The organism is Dactylosporangium sp. CS-033363 (assembly GCF_050942475.1).
Taxonomy (GTDB): Bacteria; Actinomycetota; Actinomycetes; order Mycobacteriales; family Micromonosporaceae; genus Dactylosporangium.
This window is the reverse complement of record NZ_CP192032.1, coordinates 6,192,352-6,207,512: the sequence shown is the minus strand read 5'-3', so window position 1 is coordinate 6,207,512 and position 15,161 is coordinate 6,192,352. Positions and strand designations below refer to the sequence as shown.

At 74.2% G+C, this 15,161-nt stretch carries 16 protein-coding genes; 7 read left to right on the top strand and 9 right to left on the bottom strand.

Translation table 11 applies throughout. The annotated features are described in order from the left end of the window. Positions 1-66: 66 nt before the first annotated feature. The 3 genes from ACQPZ4_RS28710 (at position 67) to ACQPZ4_RS28700 (ending at position 1,924) form a co-directional block, all read left to right on the top strand. Positions 67-387: an ArsR/SmtB family transcription factor gene (locus tag ACQPZ4_RS28710; protein ID WP_433041845.1), complete on the top strand. Its 321-nt coding sequence runs from the start codon at positions 67-69 to the stop codon at positions 385-387. Continuing rightward, the gene (locus tag ACQPZ4_RS28705; protein ID WP_433041842.1) at positions 384-1,238 is read left to right on the top strand and encodes an SRPBCC family protein; all 855 of its coding nucleotides are present in this window, start codon (positions 384-386) and stop codon (positions 1,236-1,238) included. Before ACQPZ4_RS28710 ends, ACQPZ4_RS28705 begins: the two co-directional genes overlap by 4 nt. Before the next feature lie 413 nt (positions 1,239-1,651). Then, positions 1,652-1,924 carry a GNAT family N-acetyltransferase gene (locus ACQPZ4_RS28700; RefSeq protein WP_433041839.1) on the top strand — a complete coding sequence of 91 codons (273 nt, stop codon included), beginning with the start codon at positions 1,652-1,654 and terminating at the stop codon, positions 1,922-1,924. Here the strand turns inward: ACQPZ4_RS28700 and ACQPZ4_RS28695 are convergent, their stop codons facing one another. From ACQPZ4_RS28695 to ACQPZ4_RS28685, 3 genes are all read right to left on the bottom strand, one after another. Next, complete coding sequence (locus ACQPZ4_RS28695) at positions 1,925-2,710, bottom strand: alpha/beta fold hydrolase (RefSeq protein ID WP_433041836.1); 786 nt, start codon at positions 2,708-2,710, stop codon at positions 1,925-1,927. It abuts the gene before it with no gap. A gap of 113 nt (positions 2,711-2,823) precedes the next feature. Further along, on the bottom strand, positions 2,824-3,396 hold the full coding sequence (locus ACQPZ4_RS28690) for an NADPH-dependent FMN reductase (RefSeq protein WP_433041833.1): 573 nt from the start codon (positions 3,394-3,396) through the stop codon (positions 2,824-2,826). A gap of 51 nt (positions 3,397-3,447) precedes the next feature. After that, positions 3,448-4,341, bottom strand: a complete 894-nt coding sequence (locus ACQPZ4_RS28685; protein ID WP_433041830.1) for a LysR family transcriptional regulator — start codon at positions 4,339-4,341, stop codon at positions 3,448-3,450. 83 nt (positions 4,342-4,424) lie between these two features. Between ACQPZ4_RS28685 and ACQPZ4_RS28680 the strand changes: the two genes are divergently transcribed. Genes ACQPZ4_RS28680 through ACQPZ4_RS28665 form a run of 4 tightly spaced genes read left to right on the top strand, consistent with a single transcriptional unit; the run spans position 4,425 to position 7,578 of the window. Then, positions 4,425-5,069, top strand: a complete 645-nt coding sequence (locus ACQPZ4_RS28680; protein ID WP_433041827.1) for an alpha/beta fold hydrolase — start codon at positions 4,425-4,427, stop codon at positions 5,067-5,069. Further along, positions 5,066-5,854 carry an LLM class flavin-dependent oxidoreductase gene (locus tag ACQPZ4_RS28675; protein ID WP_433041824.1) on the top strand — a complete coding sequence of 263 codons (789 nt, stop codon included), beginning with the start codon at positions 5,066-5,068 and terminating at the stop codon, positions 5,852-5,854. Before ACQPZ4_RS28680 ends, ACQPZ4_RS28675 begins: the two co-directional genes overlap by 4 nt. A gap of 42 nt (positions 5,855-5,896) precedes the next feature. After that, entirely contained in the window at positions 5,897-6,832 is a 936-nt protein-coding gene (locus ACQPZ4_RS28670) for an ATP-binding cassette domain-containing protein (protein WP_433041821.1), read from the top strand. Beyond that, the gene (locus ACQPZ4_RS28665; protein ID WP_433041818.1) at positions 6,829-7,578 is read left to right on the top strand and encodes an ABC transporter permease; all 750 of its coding nucleotides are present in this window, start codon (positions 6,829-6,831) and stop codon (positions 7,576-7,578) included. Before ACQPZ4_RS28670 ends, ACQPZ4_RS28665 begins: the two co-directional genes overlap by 4 nt. Here the strand turns inward: ACQPZ4_RS28665 and ACQPZ4_RS28660 are convergent. The 6 genes from ACQPZ4_RS28660 to ACQPZ4_RS28635 are packed head-to-tail and all read right to left on the bottom strand — an operon-like array spanning position 7,562 to position 15,157. Beyond that, positions 7,562-10,669: a BTAD domain-containing putative transcriptional regulator gene (locus ACQPZ4_RS28660; protein ID WP_433041815.1), complete on the bottom strand. Its 3,108-nt coding sequence runs from the start codon at positions 10,667-10,669 to the stop codon at positions 7,562-7,564. The genes ACQPZ4_RS28665 and ACQPZ4_RS28660 overlap by 17 nt on opposite strands. A gap of 13 nt (positions 10,670-10,682) precedes the next feature. Next, a complete protein-coding gene (locus ACQPZ4_RS28655) occupies positions 10,683-11,327 on the bottom strand; it encodes a response regulator (protein WP_433066696.1) in 645 nt (214 codons plus the stop codon). A 10-nt stretch (positions 11,328-11,337) separates the two neighbouring features. Beyond that, positions 11,338-12,630, bottom strand: coding sequence for a sensor histidine kinase (locus tag ACQPZ4_RS28650; RefSeq protein ID WP_433041812.1), 1,293 nt, complete (start codon positions 12,628-12,630; stop codon positions 11,338-11,340). Continuing rightward, positions 12,600-13,445, bottom strand: coding sequence for a lysostaphin resistance A-like protein (locus ACQPZ4_RS28645; protein WP_433041809.1), 846 nt, complete (start codon positions 13,443-13,445; stop codon positions 12,600-12,602). The genes ACQPZ4_RS28650 and ACQPZ4_RS28645 overlap by 31 nt, the downstream gene beginning before the upstream one ends. Before the next feature lie 52 nt (positions 13,446-13,497). Beyond that, positions 13,498-14,310, bottom strand: coding sequence for a metal ABC transporter permease (locus tag ACQPZ4_RS28640; RefSeq protein WP_433041806.1), 813 nt, complete (start codon positions 14,308-14,310; stop codon positions 13,498-13,500). After that, positions 14,303-15,157, bottom strand: coding sequence for a metal ABC transporter permease (locus tag ACQPZ4_RS28635; RefSeq protein WP_433041803.1), 855 nt, complete (start codon positions 15,155-15,157; stop codon positions 14,303-14,305). The genes ACQPZ4_RS28640 and ACQPZ4_RS28635 overlap by 8 nt, the downstream gene beginning before the upstream one ends. Positions 15,158-15,161: the final 4 nt, after the last annotated feature.

Sequence of the window (15,161 nt, the reverse complement as noted above, 5' to 3'; positions counted from 1 at the left end):
GCGACCCCGTCCGCCATCTGTGTGCAAGTCGTTGACGGTATATACCGCGCGGGGTATGTTCAGGAGGTGCTCTCGATCTTTGAGGTGCTCTCGCTGCCGGCGCGGCGCGACATCATCGAGCGGCTGCGGCACGGGCCGAAGTCGGTCAGTGAACTCGCCGACGACCTGGGCGTCAGCCAGCCGATCATGTCCAAGCATCTGCGTGTACTGCGTGACGCCGGCTTCGTCACCGCCCGCGCCGATGCCCAGCGCCGGTGGTACGAGCTGCGCCCCGAGCCGCTGATCGAGGTGGCGCAGTGGCTCGAGCCGTACCGCTGGATGTGGCAGGACCGTCTCGACCTGCTGGGCCGTCACCTGGACGAACTCCGCGAAGGGGACGAACCGTGAGAAATCCCGAACTGCACGACGACGGCGCGCGGCCGAGCATCCGCGTGGTGCGCACCTACGATCACCCGATCGAGCGGGTCTGGCGGGCGGTGACCACCCCCGAGCATCTCGCCCGCTGGTTCCCCACCGGCGTCACCCTCGACCTCACGCCCGGCGGCAAGATCCGCTTCGGCGACCTGGGCGACGGGGGCTCCGACGGCGAGGTCCTCGCCGTCGACCCGCCCCGCCGCTTCGCGTTCCTGTGGGGCGACCAGCGCTTCGAGTTCGAGCTGGAGGCCGATGGCGGCGGCACCAGGTTCACCCTGGTCCATCACTTCGACGATCGCCCGGGCGCGGCCAGCTTCGCCACCGGCTGGGAGCTGTGCATGCGCGCCCTCGCCGCCGACCTCGCGGGCGAGCAGCCGCCGGCCCCGGACCGCGGTGTGACCCGCCACGAGGAGCTGGTGACCCGCTTCGGCCTCGACCGCCCGCGGGTGACCCGCGACGCGACCGGCTGGCACGTCCGCTTCGAGCGCCAGCTCACCTGCCCGGCCGAGCGCGCCTGGAGCATCTTCTTCGGCGGACAGCAGGCGCCGGCCGTGGGGGAGCCGTTCCACCCGTTTGCGGCCCCGGACCAGCTGCTCGGCACAGTCGTCGAGGTGGACGCTCCAAAAAAGTTCCTCTTCGACACCGCCGAGGGCGAGCCCGGCACCCGCGTCCAGCTGCGCCTCGGCGAGGGCACGGGGCACGGCGCCCGGCTGATCCTGGACGTCGACGGCACGGACGAGGCCGAGCTCGACCCGGCGATCGAGCAGTGGGGCGGCGGCGCCATCGCCCACGTGGCCCGCGAGGCAGCCGCTTCGAACGGCTGAGCCGCGGCAAAGGCCGCGGACAAGGGCGGGCGCGGCACCGCAACGCCTGAGAGCATGGCGGGCATGATCGATCCAGGTCTCTGGTACGCCATGCCCGCTCTCGAAGGCCCGCACGTCCGGCTGGAACCGCTGACGGTGGAGCACGCCGCCGGGTACCTGGCCGCGGTCGACGACGGCGCCGAGATCTTCCGCTGGCAGAGCCCGCCCAGCGGGGCGCTGGCCCACCCCACGACGGTCGGCGAGGCCCGCGCGCACATCGTCACCGCGCTGGCCGCCCGCGCGAGGGGGGTCCGCCTGCCCTACGCGCAGCTCGACCCGGCCACGGGCGCGTTCATGGGCACGACCTCGTTCGCCGACCCCGACCCGGCCCTGCGCAGCCTGTACATCGGGCACACCTGGCTCGGCCGCCGCTGGTGGGGCAGCGGGTCAACGCCGAGGCGAAGCTGCTGCTGCTCACGTACGCGTTCGAGACCCTCGAGGCCGTCCGCGTCGCGCTCGTCACCGATGTGCGCAACGAGCGCTCGCAGCGGGCCATCGAGCGCCTCGGCGCGACCCGGGAGGGCGTCCTGCGCAAGCACCGCCGCCGCGCCGACGGCTCCTGGCGGGACACCGTCGTGTACGCCGTCCTCGACGACGACTGGCCGCAGATCCGAGGAGCGCTGCAGGCCCGCCTGGAGCAGCGCTGATCAGCGGAAGCTGACCGCCAGGAACTCCAGGGCCTCGGTGACGAGCGGTTCGAGGTCGGCGCCGATGAAGCAGTGACCCGCGCCCGGCACGATGTGCAGCCGCGAGTTCGGCAGCAGCCCGTGCAGCTCCCGGCTCTGCTCGGCCGGCACGATCCGGTCGTCGCCGCCGTGTACGAGCAGCATCGGGGGAGCGGCCGGCGAGGCGTACGTGACCGGGCTCGCCGCCGCCGCCTCGCGCGCGAACTGCTGGACGGGGCCGCCGATGAGCAGGCTCTCCGGGGAGTCGGCGGCGTCGTGGTCCGGGTCCTCCGGATGGCTCTGGGCGGCCATGGTGAGGAAGTTCGACGGGCCGTACCAGATCACCGCGGAGCGGACCGCGTCGTCGCCCGCGCCGGTGAGGGCGGCCAGCGCGGCCAGCTGCCCGCCCGCCGACTCGCCCCACACGGCGATGCGCTCCGGGTCGAGCCCGAGCTCGCCGGACGCGGCGCGCAGCCAGCGGATCGCCGCCCGGACGTCGTCCAGCTGGGCGGGGAAGCGGGCCTCGCCGCTGAGCCGGTAGCCGATCCGGGCGAGCGCGAAGCCCGCCCCGAGGATGCGCTCCTCGAGGCGGGCCCCGACCAGCTCCGGCGAGTCGCGCTTGCTACTGCCGAACAGCCAGGCGCCGCCGTGGATCCAGGCGACGACCGGGACCGGGCCGGTCGACGCGGGACGGAAGAGGTCCAGGGTCAGCGGCCGGAACCCGGGAGGCTCGGCCACGACGAGATCGCGCCAGACGCCGCTTTCCATGCCTTCGACGGTACTGCCGGCAGGATCAACCGTCCGCCGCGCACTCGGGCAAGCGCCCGGCCGCGGCGTGCAGCGCGCCGTCGCCGCGGCCGGGCGGTGGGAGCGAAGGAGGGTTACGCCGTCCGCAGCGTGGTCAGGGCGCCGGTCAGGCGGACCAGCTCGTCGAGCATCGCCTTGGCGCCGGCCTCGGCCGGGGCGGGCGCGACGAACTCGCCGTCCTCGTTGATGCTCTGCATGAACATCGGGATCGACACCGCCTCGGCCGCCGGGAACAGCCGCAGCGCGGCCAGGACCGGCCGCAGGGCCGTGGTCGCGCGCAGGCCCGCCGACACGCCGCCGTAGGAGACCAGGCCGACGGCCTTGTTGTTCCACTCGGCGCTCAGGTGGTCCAGCGCGTTCTTCAGCGACGCCGGGAACGAGTAGTTGTACTCCGGCGTCACGAACAGGAACGCGTCCGCGCGCGCCACCGTGGCGCTCCAGTCCTTGGTGTGCTGGTGCTTGTACTGCCCCAGCCGCGGGTGGCTCGGCTCGTCGAACATTGGCAGGTTCACCTGGGCCAGATCGACGAACTCGACCTCGAAGCCGCCGTGGGCCTCGGCGAAGCGCTCGATCCAGCGGGCGACGGCGATGCCCTTGCGGCCGTCCCGGGTGCTGGCGGCGATGATCTGCAGAACGGGGAGCGACATGGCGACCTCTCGACGGAGCCGATTCGTGCGGATGCCAAGATAGTCCAACCGTCAGATAGTTGCCATGTCAGCAATCTCACCGGACAGCGAGCCGGCGATCTCGACGGAAAGCGCGACCGCCCGCGCCGCCAGGGGTGACAATGTGCGCCCGGCCGGCCACAGGAGGTAGATCTCCCGCGGCGGGAACGCGGGCCGCAGCGGATGCACCGACAGCGCGTCATCGAGCCCGCCGAGCACGAGCCGGGGCAGCACCGCCGAGCCGATCCCGGCCCGCACCATCGACAGCACGGCCTCGTTGCTCGTCGTGCGGAACACGAGTCGTGGCCGCACCCCGGCCCGCGCGAACGCCTCCTCCACCCGGGGCTGGTCGCACTCCGGCGGCCAGGCCACCATTGGCGCCCGGTGCAGGTCGGCCAGCGCGACCGGGCCGGCCGGGAAGTCGCCGCGGCGGGCCACGAGCGCGTAGGGGTCGTCGAGGAGCTTGCGGTGCGAGACGTCGCCCGCGACCCGCCCGTCGAAGAAGGTCAGGTCCACCGCGTCGATCCGCGGCGGGTCCGCCTCCTCCTCGAACAGCCGGATGTCGCAGCCCGGGAACTCGGCGCGCAGGGCCACGACGAGCCGGGGGAGCAGCGTGGTGGAGAGGCTCTGGAAGGTACCGATATCGAGGCGTCCCTCGCCCGCCCGGAACCGCTCCAGGGCGGCGGCCATGGCGCCGGCCCGCGCCAGCAGCTCCCGCCCGTGGGCGAGCACGACCTGCCCGAGCGGGGTGAGCGTGACCGGCCGCGGCCCGCCCGGCCGGTCGAACACCGCGCCGCCGACCGCCTTCTCCAGCGCCGCGACCTGCTGGCTCACCGTCGACTGGGTGTAGCCGAGCCGGGCCGCCGCCCGCCCGAACGAGCCGTCGTCGACGACGGCGGCCATGGTGGCGAGATGGCGCAGCTCCACGGCCCGAGTCTATCGGCAAACCCGATGACCATCATCGGAACCAATCGCTTTTCAGCATCAAGCCACCTGGCTAGCGTGGGGACATGAGCACTTTCGTCCTGATCCACGCCGCTGGGGAGTCGAGCTGGACCTGGCACCTGGTCGCGCCGATCCTGCGCGAGCACGGCCACGAGGTCGTCGCACCGGACCTGCCCGCGGACGACGACCGCGCCGACCTCGACGACTACACCGAGACGGCCGTCAAAGCGGTCGGAGCACAGCGCGACACGGTCGTCGTCGGGCACTCGTTCGGGGCGTTCACCGCGCCGCTGGTCGCCGACCGGCTCGGCGCAAGGCTGCTGGTGCTGACGGCGGGCATGGTCCCGGCGCCCGGCGAGAAACCGGCGGACTGGTGGGACAACGTCGGCTACCGCGACTTCGTGCCCGAGGAGCCGGACGACCCCTACTTCCACGACGTCCCCCGCCCGCTCGCCGAGGAGGCCCAGCGCCGCGAGCGCGCCCACCCGTCGACGGCGGCGTACGGCCAGCCGTGGCCGTTGCCGCGCTGGCCCGCGGTACAAACGCGATTTGTGCTCGGAACCGAGGACCGGTGCTTCCCGCCCGCGCTGTTCCGCAAGCTCGTCCCGGAGCGGCTCGGCATCCAGCCCGACGAGATCGAGTCCGGGCACTGCATGTCCCTCGCCCACCCGATGGAGCTGGCCACCACACTCATCCGGATCACGTCATGAAGCACGGCGTGTGGCTGCCGCTGTTCGATCCGCTCGCCGACCCGCTCGTGGCGGTCCGGCTCGCCGCCGAGGCCGAGGAGGCCGGCTGGGACGGCTTCTTCGTGTGGGACCACCTGCACTGGAACGCGCCGGTGCAACAGGCCGCCGACCCGTGGATCACCCTGGCCGCGATCGCCGCCGGCACCGAGCGGCTGCGGATCGGGCCGATGGTGACCCCGCTGCCGCGCCGCCGCCCGGCCAAGGTCGCCCGCGAGACCGCCACCCTGGACCGGCTCAGCGGAGGCAGGCTCACCCTCGGCGTCGGCCTCGGCGGAGACCGGTACGGCGGCGAGCTCACCCGCTTCGGCGAGCAGACCGACGACCGGCTGCGCGGGCAGATGCTCGACGAGGCCCTGGACATCCTCACCGCCGCCTGGTCCGGCGGGCCGGTCCGGCACCGCGGCGCGCACTACGTCGTCGACGACGTCACGTTCCTGCCGGTGCCGGTGCAGCCGGCGATCCCGGTGTGGGTGGCGTCGTACCCCGGCAGCCGCAAGCCGCTGCGGCGGGCCGCCCGGTTCCAGGGCTTCTTCCCGATCAACCTCGCCCACCCCGAGCAGCTCGCCGAGGCCGTGGCGGCGATCGGCGCGCCCGGGCCCTACGACGTCGCCGTCGCACTGTCACCAGGACAGGATCCGCGGGGGTACCGCGAAGCCGGCGCGACCTGGCTGCTGACCGACTTCGACCAGGAGGCCCTGGACCTCGCCCACATCCGCGCGGTCGTGAAGGCCGGGCCGTGTCAGTGACGTGGCGGGGCCGTGTCAGCCGGCCCGCCGAAAGTACTGGGCATGACAACGGCGATCGAGGTCGCGGGGCTGCGCAAGGCCTTCGCTGACAAGACGGTGCTCGACGGCATCGACCTGGAGGTACGGGCGGGGACGGTCTTCTCCCTGCTCGGGCCGAACGGGGCGGGCAAGACCACGACGGTGAACGTGCTCACCACGCTGCTGAAGGCCGACGCCGGCACGGTCCGGGTGGCCGGGCACGACGTCGCCACCCACACCAAGCAGGTCCGGGCCGCGATCGGCGTGACCGGGCAGTTCGCGGCGGTCGACGAGCTGCTCACCGGCCGGGAGAACCTGCAGCTCATGGCCGACCTCAAGCAGCTGCGCGGGGCGGGCAAGCTGGTCGACGGGCTGCTGGAGCGCTTCGACCTGACCGAGTCGGCGGCGAAGCTCGTGCACACCTACTCCGGCGGCATGCGGCGCAAGCTCGACCTGGCCATGACGCTGGTCGGCGGCCCGCGGATCATCTTCCTGGACGAGCCGACGACGGGCCTGGACCCGCGCAGCCGGCGCACCATGTGGGCCATCGTCCGCGACCTGGTGGCCGAGGGCGTGACGATCTTCCTCACCACGCAGTACCTGGAGGAGGCCGACCAGCTCGCCGACCGGGTCGCGGTCCTCGACCACGGCCGGCTGGTCGCCCAGGGCACCCCGGCCGAGCTCAAGCGCCAGGTCCCCGGCGGGCACGTGCGGCTGCGCTTCGCCGCCGCCGCCGCCCTGGACGCCGCCGCGGCGGTGTTCCCCGGCGCGACCCGCGACGAGCAGGACCTGACCCTGCAGGTGCCCGGCGGCGGCGACGTGCGCGAGCTGCGCGCGCTGCTGGACCGGCTCGACGAGCACGCGATCGGCATCGAGGAGTTCTCGGTGCACACCCCCGACCTCGACGACGTCTTCCTGGCCCTGACCGGCCGCACCAACCCGGAGGTAGTGGCGAAATGAGTGCTCTGGCCGACTCGGCGACCATGCTGCGGCGCAACTTCAAGCACACCGCGCGCAACCCGGTCACGGTCTTCAACGCCGTGCTGTTCCCGATCGTGATGGCCCTGATGTTCGTCTACGTGCTCGGCGGCACGTTCAACGTCGGCGTCAGGTACATCGACTACGTGACGCCCGGCCTGATCGTGATGGCCATCAGCTACGGGCTGGGCGCGACCGCCACCGCGGTGAACGCCGACATGACCAAGGGCATCATCAGCCGGTTCAAGGTCATGGACGTCTCCCGCGGGGCGGTGCTCACCGGGCACGTGGTCGAGACCACGCTGCGGGCGGTGGTGGCCGTCGCCGCGATCGTCGGCGTCGGCTTCGCGATGGGGTTCCGGCCCAGCGCGAGCGCCCTGGACTGGCTGGCCGCGGCCGGGCTGATCGTGCTGCTGGCGTTCGCGGCCAGCTGGATCACGGTCGCGCTGGGCCTGGCCGCGAAGAGCGCGGACTCGGCGGGCCTGGCGACGGTACCGCTGATCATGCTCCCGTTCCTGTCCAGCGCGTTCTCCCCGGCGGAGCGGATGGGCGCCGGCGTCAAGCAGTTCGCCGAGTACCAGCCGTTCACGCCGATCATCGAGACCCTGCGCGGGCTGCTCACCGGCTCCCCGTCGACCGGCACCGCCATCGCCGCGGTGGCCTGGTGCGCCGGGATCGGGCTGGTCGGCTACGTCTGGGCGATGCGCACCTTCACACGGCGAGCGTGACCGCGACCAGCTCGTCCCAGCTGGACTGGGCACCCTCCCGAGCCGCCTCGGCGTACCGCTGGTCGCCGAGGCGCTCGCGCGCGGTCCGCTCGATGCGGACCACGTCGGGGTGGGCGGCGTCCTGCAGCCCGCGCACCCCGGCCCCGGCGGCGAGCAGCCGGGCCGCCTGCTCGTCCTGGCCGCGGCGCAGCGCCAGGTCGGCGATCCCGACGAGGACGGCGGCGACCAGCGGCGCGTGCCCGGCCTTGTTCGCCTCGCCCCAGGCCGCGGCCCGGTGCTCGCGGGACTCCTCGAGGTCCTCGGCGAGCCAGCCGAGCAGGTCCTCGGTGCCGGCCCGGTTCGTCGGCCGCTCGGCGTCCGCGCCCAGCAGCGCGGTGACCTGCTCCAGGTGCCGGCGGGACTCGTCGGGGCGGCCGGCCCACCGGGCGAGGTCGGCGCGGCACAGCGCCAGCTCGGCGAGGGCGTCGGGCCAGGTGACCCGCTCGGTCCAGCGCTGCGCGTCGGCGAGGGCGGCGGTGCTGGCGGCCTCGTCGCCGTGCAGCCAGTACAGGCGGGCCTGGCGGGCGCGCAGCCGGATGACGTCCTCGATGTCGCCGACCTCGGCGACGGCCGCGATGGCCTCCTCGTAGTGGGCGCAGGCGGCCGCGATCTCGCCGCGGGTGGCGATCCGGTCGGCCAGCTCGGTCAGCGCGAACGAGATGCCGAACCGCTCGCCGATCGCCCGGAACTCCGCGAGGGCCTGCTCCAGGTAGGCGTCGGCCTCGGGCCCGCCGCGGCCGATCACGATGCGCATCTTGCCCTGGTGCAGCCGGGCGAGGGCCCGCACGAAGGGGTCCTCGTCGCCGAGCAGCGCCTCGAACTCCGCGATGGACGCCTCGGGGGACTCCAGCATGCGATGCAGCGGGACCACGAAGCCCATCAGCGGGTGCCGGTGGCGGCTGTCGCGGCTGTACTGGTACGCCTGCCGGATCCACTCCGCGGCGTCCTGCTCGTCGCTGCGCCCGGACGTGACGAACATCGACATGATCGCGTACACGTTGGCGCGGGTGTCGTCGTCGGCCTCGCCCGGCAGCGCGGCCGCGGCGCCGATCAGCTCCTGGCCCTCGGCCTTGCGCCCGGCCAGCCACCAGTACCAGCCGGCGCCGACGGCGAGCCGCATCGCCGCCTGCGCCTCGCCCGCGGCGAGCGCGCCGCGCATCGCGGTGCCGAGGTTCTCCTGCTCGGCGTCGAGGATCGCGAGCCACGTCAGCTGCTCGGCCCGGCGCAGGTGCGGCTCGGCGGTCTCGGCCAGCTCGGTGAAGTACGCGAGGTGGGACCGGCGCGCGGAGTCGGACTCGCCGGCCTCGGCCAGGCGCTGTCCGGCGTACTCCTGGATGGTGCCGATCATGCGGTACCGCGGCGCGCCCTCGTCCTCGGTGAGCAGCAGCGACTTCTCGGCGAGCGAGGTGAGCAGCTCCAGGACCTGGTCCGGTGCGACGTCGTCGCCGGCGCAGACCCGCTCGGCCGCCTCCAGGCTCGCCCCGCCGGTGAACACCGCGAGCCGGCGCAGGACGGCCCGCTCGGCGTCGGTCAGCAGCTCCCAGCTCCAGTCGACGACCGCCCGCAGCGTGCGGTGCCGGGGCAGGGCGGTGCGGCTGCCGCTGGTGAGCAGCCGGAACCGGTCGTCGAGGCGCTGGGCCAGCTGCTCGATGGACAGCGTGCGCAGCCGGGCCGCGGCCAGCTCGATGGCGAGCGGCATGCCGTCCAGGGCGCGGCAGACCCGGGCCATCGTGGCGAGGGTGGCGGCGTCCACGGTCAGCTGCCGGCGCACGGCCCCGGCCCGGTCCCGCAGCAGCCGTACCGCCGCCGAGGACTCGATCTCGCCCGGATCGGCGTCGCCGCCGGGCAGGGCGAGGGGCTCGACCGGGTACAGGACCTCGCCGGTGATGCCCAGCGGCTCGCGGCTGGTGGCCAGGATGCGGAGCCGCCGGCACTCGCCGAGCACCCGGTGCGCGAACGCGGCCGCCGACTCGATGACGTGCTCGCAGTTGTCGAGCACCAGCAGCGCCGCCCGGTCGCGCACGGCGGCGATGAGCCGGTCGGTGACGTCGGCGCTCTGCGACTGCCCGAGCAGCGCGTCGCGCAGGCCGAGCACGGTCATCGTCGAGCGGGCCACGTCGCCGTCGGCGCCGATGTCGGCCAGCTCGACCAGCCAGGCCCCGTCGGGCAGGTCGCCCAGCAGGGTCCGCGCGGTCTCGGTGGCCAGCCGGGTCTTGCCCGCCCCGCCCGGCCCGATGAGCGTGGTGAGCCGGTTGGCGGCGACGAGCTCGCGGACGGCGGCCACGTCCGCGGCCCGGCCGACGAAGCTGGACAGCTCGGAGCGCAGGTTGCTCTTGCGGGTCTCCTCGCGCCGGCCGACCTCGCCGCGCAGCATCGCGGCGTGCAGCGCGGTCAGCTCCGCCGACGGGTCGACGCCGAGCGCGTCGGCGAGCGCCTCGCGGGTGCGCTGGAACACCAGCAGCGCCTCGCTGTCCCGCCCGGCGGCCACGAGGGCCCGCATGAGCGCGGCGGCGAGCCGTTCCCGGATCGGGTTGGCGGCCACCAGGTCGGTCAGCTCGGTGACGAACGCGGCACCGTCCGTCTCGGCGTCGAAACGGTCCTCGAGCGTGCTCAGGCGCAGGCCCTCGAGGCGGGTGACGGCCGCGTCGTAGGCCGCGCTCTCCTGCAGCCCGACGTCCTGCATGGCGGCGCCCCGCCACAGGGCGAGCGCGGCCGGGAGGTCCTGCTGCGGCCCGGGCGCGGCGAGCCGCTCGAAGCGCACCGCGTCGACGGCGTCGGGGGCGACGGTCAGCCGGTACCCGTCGGTGTGCCCCTCGACCGAGCCGTCCGGCAGCACCTTGCGCAGCCGGGAGACGAGGCGCTGCAGCGCGTTGGCGGCGTCGGCGGGCGGCTGCTCGCCCCAGATCCAGTCGATCAGCGTCGCCTTGGGGACCACCTGGCCCGGGCGCAGCGCGAGCGCGACGAGCAGCCCGCGCAGCCGCGCCCCGGGCACGTCGGCGAGCGTCCCGCCGTCCGTGCGTACCTCGAATGGCCCAAGTATCCCGATCTGCACCTGCGCGATTCTGTCACGCCTTCAGATAGCGCAGCACGGCCAGCACGCGCCGGTGATCTTCGTCGGCCGCGGCGAGGCCGAACTTGCCGAAGATGGCCGAGACGTGCTTCTCTACCGTGCCCTCGCCGATGTGCAGCAGCTGGGCGATCGCCGTGTTGGAGCGGCCCTCGGCCATGAGCGCCAGCACCTCGCGCTCCCGGGCGGTGAGCCGGTCCAGGGTCTCGCGCTGCCGGTTGGCGCCGACCAGCTGGCTCACCACCTCGGGGTCGAGGACGGTCTCGCCGGCCGCGATCCGGGTCAGCGCGGCCATGAACGCGCCGACGTCGGTGACCCGCTCCTTCAGCAGGTACCCGACCCCGCCCGCCCGCACGGCCAGCAGCTCCGAGGCCCAGCGCGCCTCGATGTACTGCGAGAACACCAGCACCCCGAGCTCCGGCCGGCTCCGGCGCAGCGACACGGCGGCGCGCAGCCCCTCGTCGGTGTGGGTGGGCGGCATGCGGATGTCGACGACCGCGATGTCCGGTTCGTGGGCGGCCACCGCGGCCAGCAGCGCGTCCGCGTCCCCGACGGCCGCGACGACCTCGTGACCGTACGTGTCGAGCAGCTCGACCAGCCCGTCGCGCAGGACCACGGCGTCCTCGGCCACGGCTACCCGCAGGCGGGACGGGTCAGGCATGGTCGGGTACCTCCACGGTCAGGATGCTCGGGCCGCCGGGCGGGCTGTCGACGGTGAGCCGGCCGTCGAACGCGCGGAGGCGCTCGGCGAGCCCGTCCAGGCCGGTGCCGCCGCCGGTGCCACTGCCGGGTCGCGCCCCGCCGCGCCCGTCGTCGCGCACGACCAGGCGGATCATGCCGTACCGTCCGGTCACCGTCACGCCCACCTGCCCGGCGCCGCTGTGCTTGGCCGCGTTGTTCACCAGTTCGGTGGCGCAGAAGTACAGGCACGTCTCCACCGCCGCCGACGGCCGCCGGGGCAGGTCCACGGCCAGCTCGACCGGCACGGCGCTGCGGGCGGCGACGGTCTGCAGGGCCGCCTCCAGGCCGCTGTCCAGGATCGGCGGGTGGATGCCCTGGGCCAGGTCCCGCAGCTCGCCGATGGCGTCGGTGGCCCCGCGGTGCGCGGCGTCGATGAGCGTGAGCACCCGGTCCAGGTCAGGTGCCTCGGAGCCGTTGTTGAGCATCGTGCGGGCGAGGTCGAGGCGCATGGCGAGGGCCACGAGCTGCGGCTGGGTACCGTCGTGCAGGTCCCGCTCGATGGCCCGCAGCCGGGTCGCGGCGTCCTCCACGGCGTGCGCGCGGGTCCGCTCCAGGTCGCGGATGCGCTCGCCGGCCCCGCCGCCGCCGAGCAGGGCCCGCACCAGCCAGGCGTCGGGGGCGACGACCACCCGCAGCACCCACGGCGCGGCCAGCAGCAGGAGCAGCCCGGCCGCGCTCGTGGCCAGGGCGCGCGGCCAGGTGTCGAGGTACACGCCGCCGGCCAGCCCGAGCCCGTGGTGCGCGCGGCCCTGGTCGTCGACCTGCACCGGCGGGAGCCGCCACCAGGCCGGATAGGCCAGAGCGACGATGCCGTACCCGTAGAAGGCGAGGGCGATGACGGCGGCGAGCGCGGCGAGGGGCAGTTTCAGCAGGCGGTACAGCAGCGAACGCCACGCCACCGGATCGCGCAGCCGCTCCCGGATCCAGCCGATCGGGCCCGACGCGGAACGGCCCGGGCTGGGTGCGGCGACGGTGACCCCGAGCAGCCGGCGGGCCGCCCAGCGGTCCACGGTCCCGGCCGCCCGCGCCCCGAACAGCCCGGCGGCCACGATCGGCAGGCCGATGACGGTGATGGACAGCGGCGTCCCGACGAGCACCATCGCCAGCAGCGGCAGCAGGCTCACCGCGGCCCAGGGCAGCCCGGCGAGGGCCCAGGCGAACTCGCGCAGCCGCCTCACGACGACCGCCGCCGCGTCCAGGACCACAGGCCGACCAGCAACAGGACCTCCAGCACGACCGTCAGCACATCCGTGTCCGCGTTGTCCGGCCCGCCCACGAGCAGCGACGAGCCGTGCAGCCGCAGGTGTACCAGCGCGTTGTGGTAATCATCCTCGCCCGCCACGCCGGTGCCGAACACGTAGTCCTGGGCCCAGTTCCAGGCGGCGTGGAAGCTGATCGCGGCCCACAGCGCCCCGCTGCGCAGCCGGGCCAGGATCATCAGCGTCGAGAACAGCACGTAGTCGAGCGCGCCGATGGCCAGGTGCAGCGGCCCCGACGAGCCGGCCAGGAAGTGCGGTGTGGCGAACAGCACGCCGACGAGCAGGACCGCGCCGGTGGCCGGCATGGCCTCGCGCAGGTTCTGGAAGATGTACCCGCGGTAGGCCACCTCCTCCACGGTCGCGCTCGTCACGTAGAACAGCAGCCCGGCCGCCAGCAGCCCGGCCATGCCCGCGGCGCCCCGCTCGGTCAGCTCGTACCCGGTGATGGTCGCCGTGCCGAGCGCGAGCTGCAGCGCGAACCAGGCGCCGATGACCGCCACGCCGGCCGCGAAGCCCCCCGCGATCCACGCGACCTGCCGGCGGTCCGGCCGGACGAGCCCGATGTCGCGCCAGGGCCGCCGGTCGACGTACCGGCGGAACAGCGCGGTCAGCGCCACGACGGCCGCGGCCACGTCGAGGTGCGCGACGACGTTGCGCACGACGGCGGGGTCGGGCCCGGCCAGCAGGTAGGAGAGGCCGCCGTAGAGCAGCAGCCAGCAGACGATGTACCCCGAGACGCGCCAGCCGGTGGTGAGTGCCATGCCTGGCAACGTATTGGCGGCCGCGGCCGGGCGGAACGACGCTGACCGCCACCTATGTCTGGGGGACAGCCCCCAGACGCCGCCGGGCCTGGCCGAGCATCGACACGACGAAGGCGAGCGCGGCGAGGAGGCTGATGGCGCCGCCGGCCGCGACGTCGAAGGCGCGGGAGAGGTACAGCCCGCCGGCCGCGCTGCCCACCGCCAGCGCCACGGCCAGGGCTGTCATCGGGGCGAGGCGGTCGGTCCACAGCCGCGCCGCGCCGGCCGGGGCGACCACCAGCGCCAGGGTGAGGATGGTGCCGACGGCCGGGACCGCGGTGGCGACCACGGCCTCGATGAGGACCAGCACGAGCAGGTCGATCGCGCCGGTACGGTAGCCCGCCGCCCGCGCCCCGCCCGGGTCGAACGCGGTGAACAGCAGCTCCTTGTGCAGCACGGCGAGCACCAGCGCGACGGCGGCGGTGACGGCCGCGGCGACCACGAGGTCCTGGGTGCCCACGGTGAGGATGGAGCCGGTGAGGTACGCCGTGAGGTCCCGGGTGAACCCGTCCTGGGCCGCCATCAGGGCCGCCCCGAGCGCGAACCCGGCCGCCAGCGCGACGGCGGTCGCGGTGCTGGAGTCGTGGCCGCGCCGCCGGGACAGCGCCGTGACGGCCAGGGCGGCCAGCACCCCGGCCGCGAACCCGCCCAGGTACAGGTTGAGGCCGGTCACCGCGGCGATCACGACGCCCGGGAACGTGGCGTGGGTCATGGCCATGGTGAAGAAGGCCTGCCGGCGCAGCACGACGTGGACACCGATGAGGCCACAGACGGTACCGACGAGGACGGCCTCGATCAGGGCACGGTTGAAGGCGATGTCAAGCAACGGCGGGCCTCCGGCGCACCAGGGCGGTCACGAGCATGGTGAGCAGGTAGACCGCGACGAGGGTGAGCACGACCGTGGCCCCGCCGGCCAGCCGCAGCCCGTAGCCGACCGACGCGTGGTAGCTCACGGCGAGCCCGAGGTAGCCGGACAGGGCGGCCGCGGCGACGCCGACCGCGGTGATCGGGCCGAGCCGGTCGGCGACCAGGCGGCCGGTCGCGGCCGGGACGACCAGCAGCGCGATGACGAGGATGGTGCCGACCGACTGGGCCGCGGCCACCACGACGAGCGCGACGGCGAGGTTGAGGATCAGGTCGAGCAGCCAGATCGGGTACCCGAGCGCGGCCGCCCCCTGCGGGTCGAACGCCCGCAGCAGCAGTTCCTTGCGCAGCAGGGCGAGGGTCAGCAGCACGACGCCGGCCACGAGCGCGGTCTGGGTGATCTGCCCGGTGGTCACGGTCAGCAGCCGGCCGAACAGGAACGAGGTCAGGTCCGCCGTGTACGACGAGCGCCGCGACACGAGCACCACCCCGATCGCGAACATCGCGGCGAGCAGCACGGCGAGGGCGGTGTCGTCGGTGACCCGCCGCACCCGGGTGAACGCGGTGAGCAGGACGGCCGTGACCGCGGCGGCGAGCAGGGCGCCGGGGAAGACCCCGCCGATGCCGCCGGTGAGGAAGCCGAGCACGACGCCGGGGAACACGGTGTGCGTCATGGCGTCGGCCACGAAGCCGAGCCGGCGGGTCAGCACGTGGACGCTGACGGCACCGGCGAGGACGGCGAGCAGCAGCAGCTCGACGAGCGCGCGGCCCATGAACGGGATCTGGAACGGGGCGATGAAGGTGTGCATAGCT

What these genes read in the sequence shown, in the direction of transcription:
- ACQPZ4_RS28670 (WP_433041821.1), top strand. Translation starts at nt 5,897, where the DNA reads ATGACAACGGCGATCGAGGTCGCGGGGCTGCGCAAGGCCTTCGCTGAC.
- ACQPZ4_RS28645 (WP_433041809.1), bottom strand. Translation starts at nt 13,445, where the DNA reads ATGGCACTCACCACCGGCTGGCGCGTCTCGGGGTACATCGTCTGCTGG.
- ACQPZ4_RS28680 (WP_433041827.1), top strand. Translation starts at nt 4,425, where the DNA reads ATGAGCACTTTCGTCCTGATCCACGCCGCTGGGGAGTCGAGCTGGACC.
- ACQPZ4_RS28690 (WP_433041833.1), bottom strand. Translation starts at nt 3,396, where the DNA reads ATGTCGCTCCCCGTTCTGCAGATCATCGCCGCCAGCACCCGGGACGGC.
- ACQPZ4_RS28635 (WP_433041803.1), bottom strand. Translation starts at nt 15,157, where the DNA reads ATGCACACCTTCATCGCCCCGTTCCAGATCCCGTTCATGGGCCGCGCG.
- ACQPZ4_RS28695 (WP_433041836.1), bottom strand. Translation starts at nt 2,710, where the DNA reads ATGGAAAGCGGCGTCTGGCGCGATCTCGTCGTGGCCGAGCCTCCCGGG.
- ACQPZ4_RS28665 (WP_433041818.1), top strand. Translation starts at nt 6,829, where the DNA reads ATGAGTGCTCTGGCCGACTCGGCGACCATGCTGCGGCGCAACTTCAAG.
- ACQPZ4_RS28675 (WP_433041824.1), top strand. Translation starts at nt 5,066, where the DNA reads ATGAAGCACGGCGTGTGGCTGCCGCTGTTCGATCCGCTCGCCGACCCG.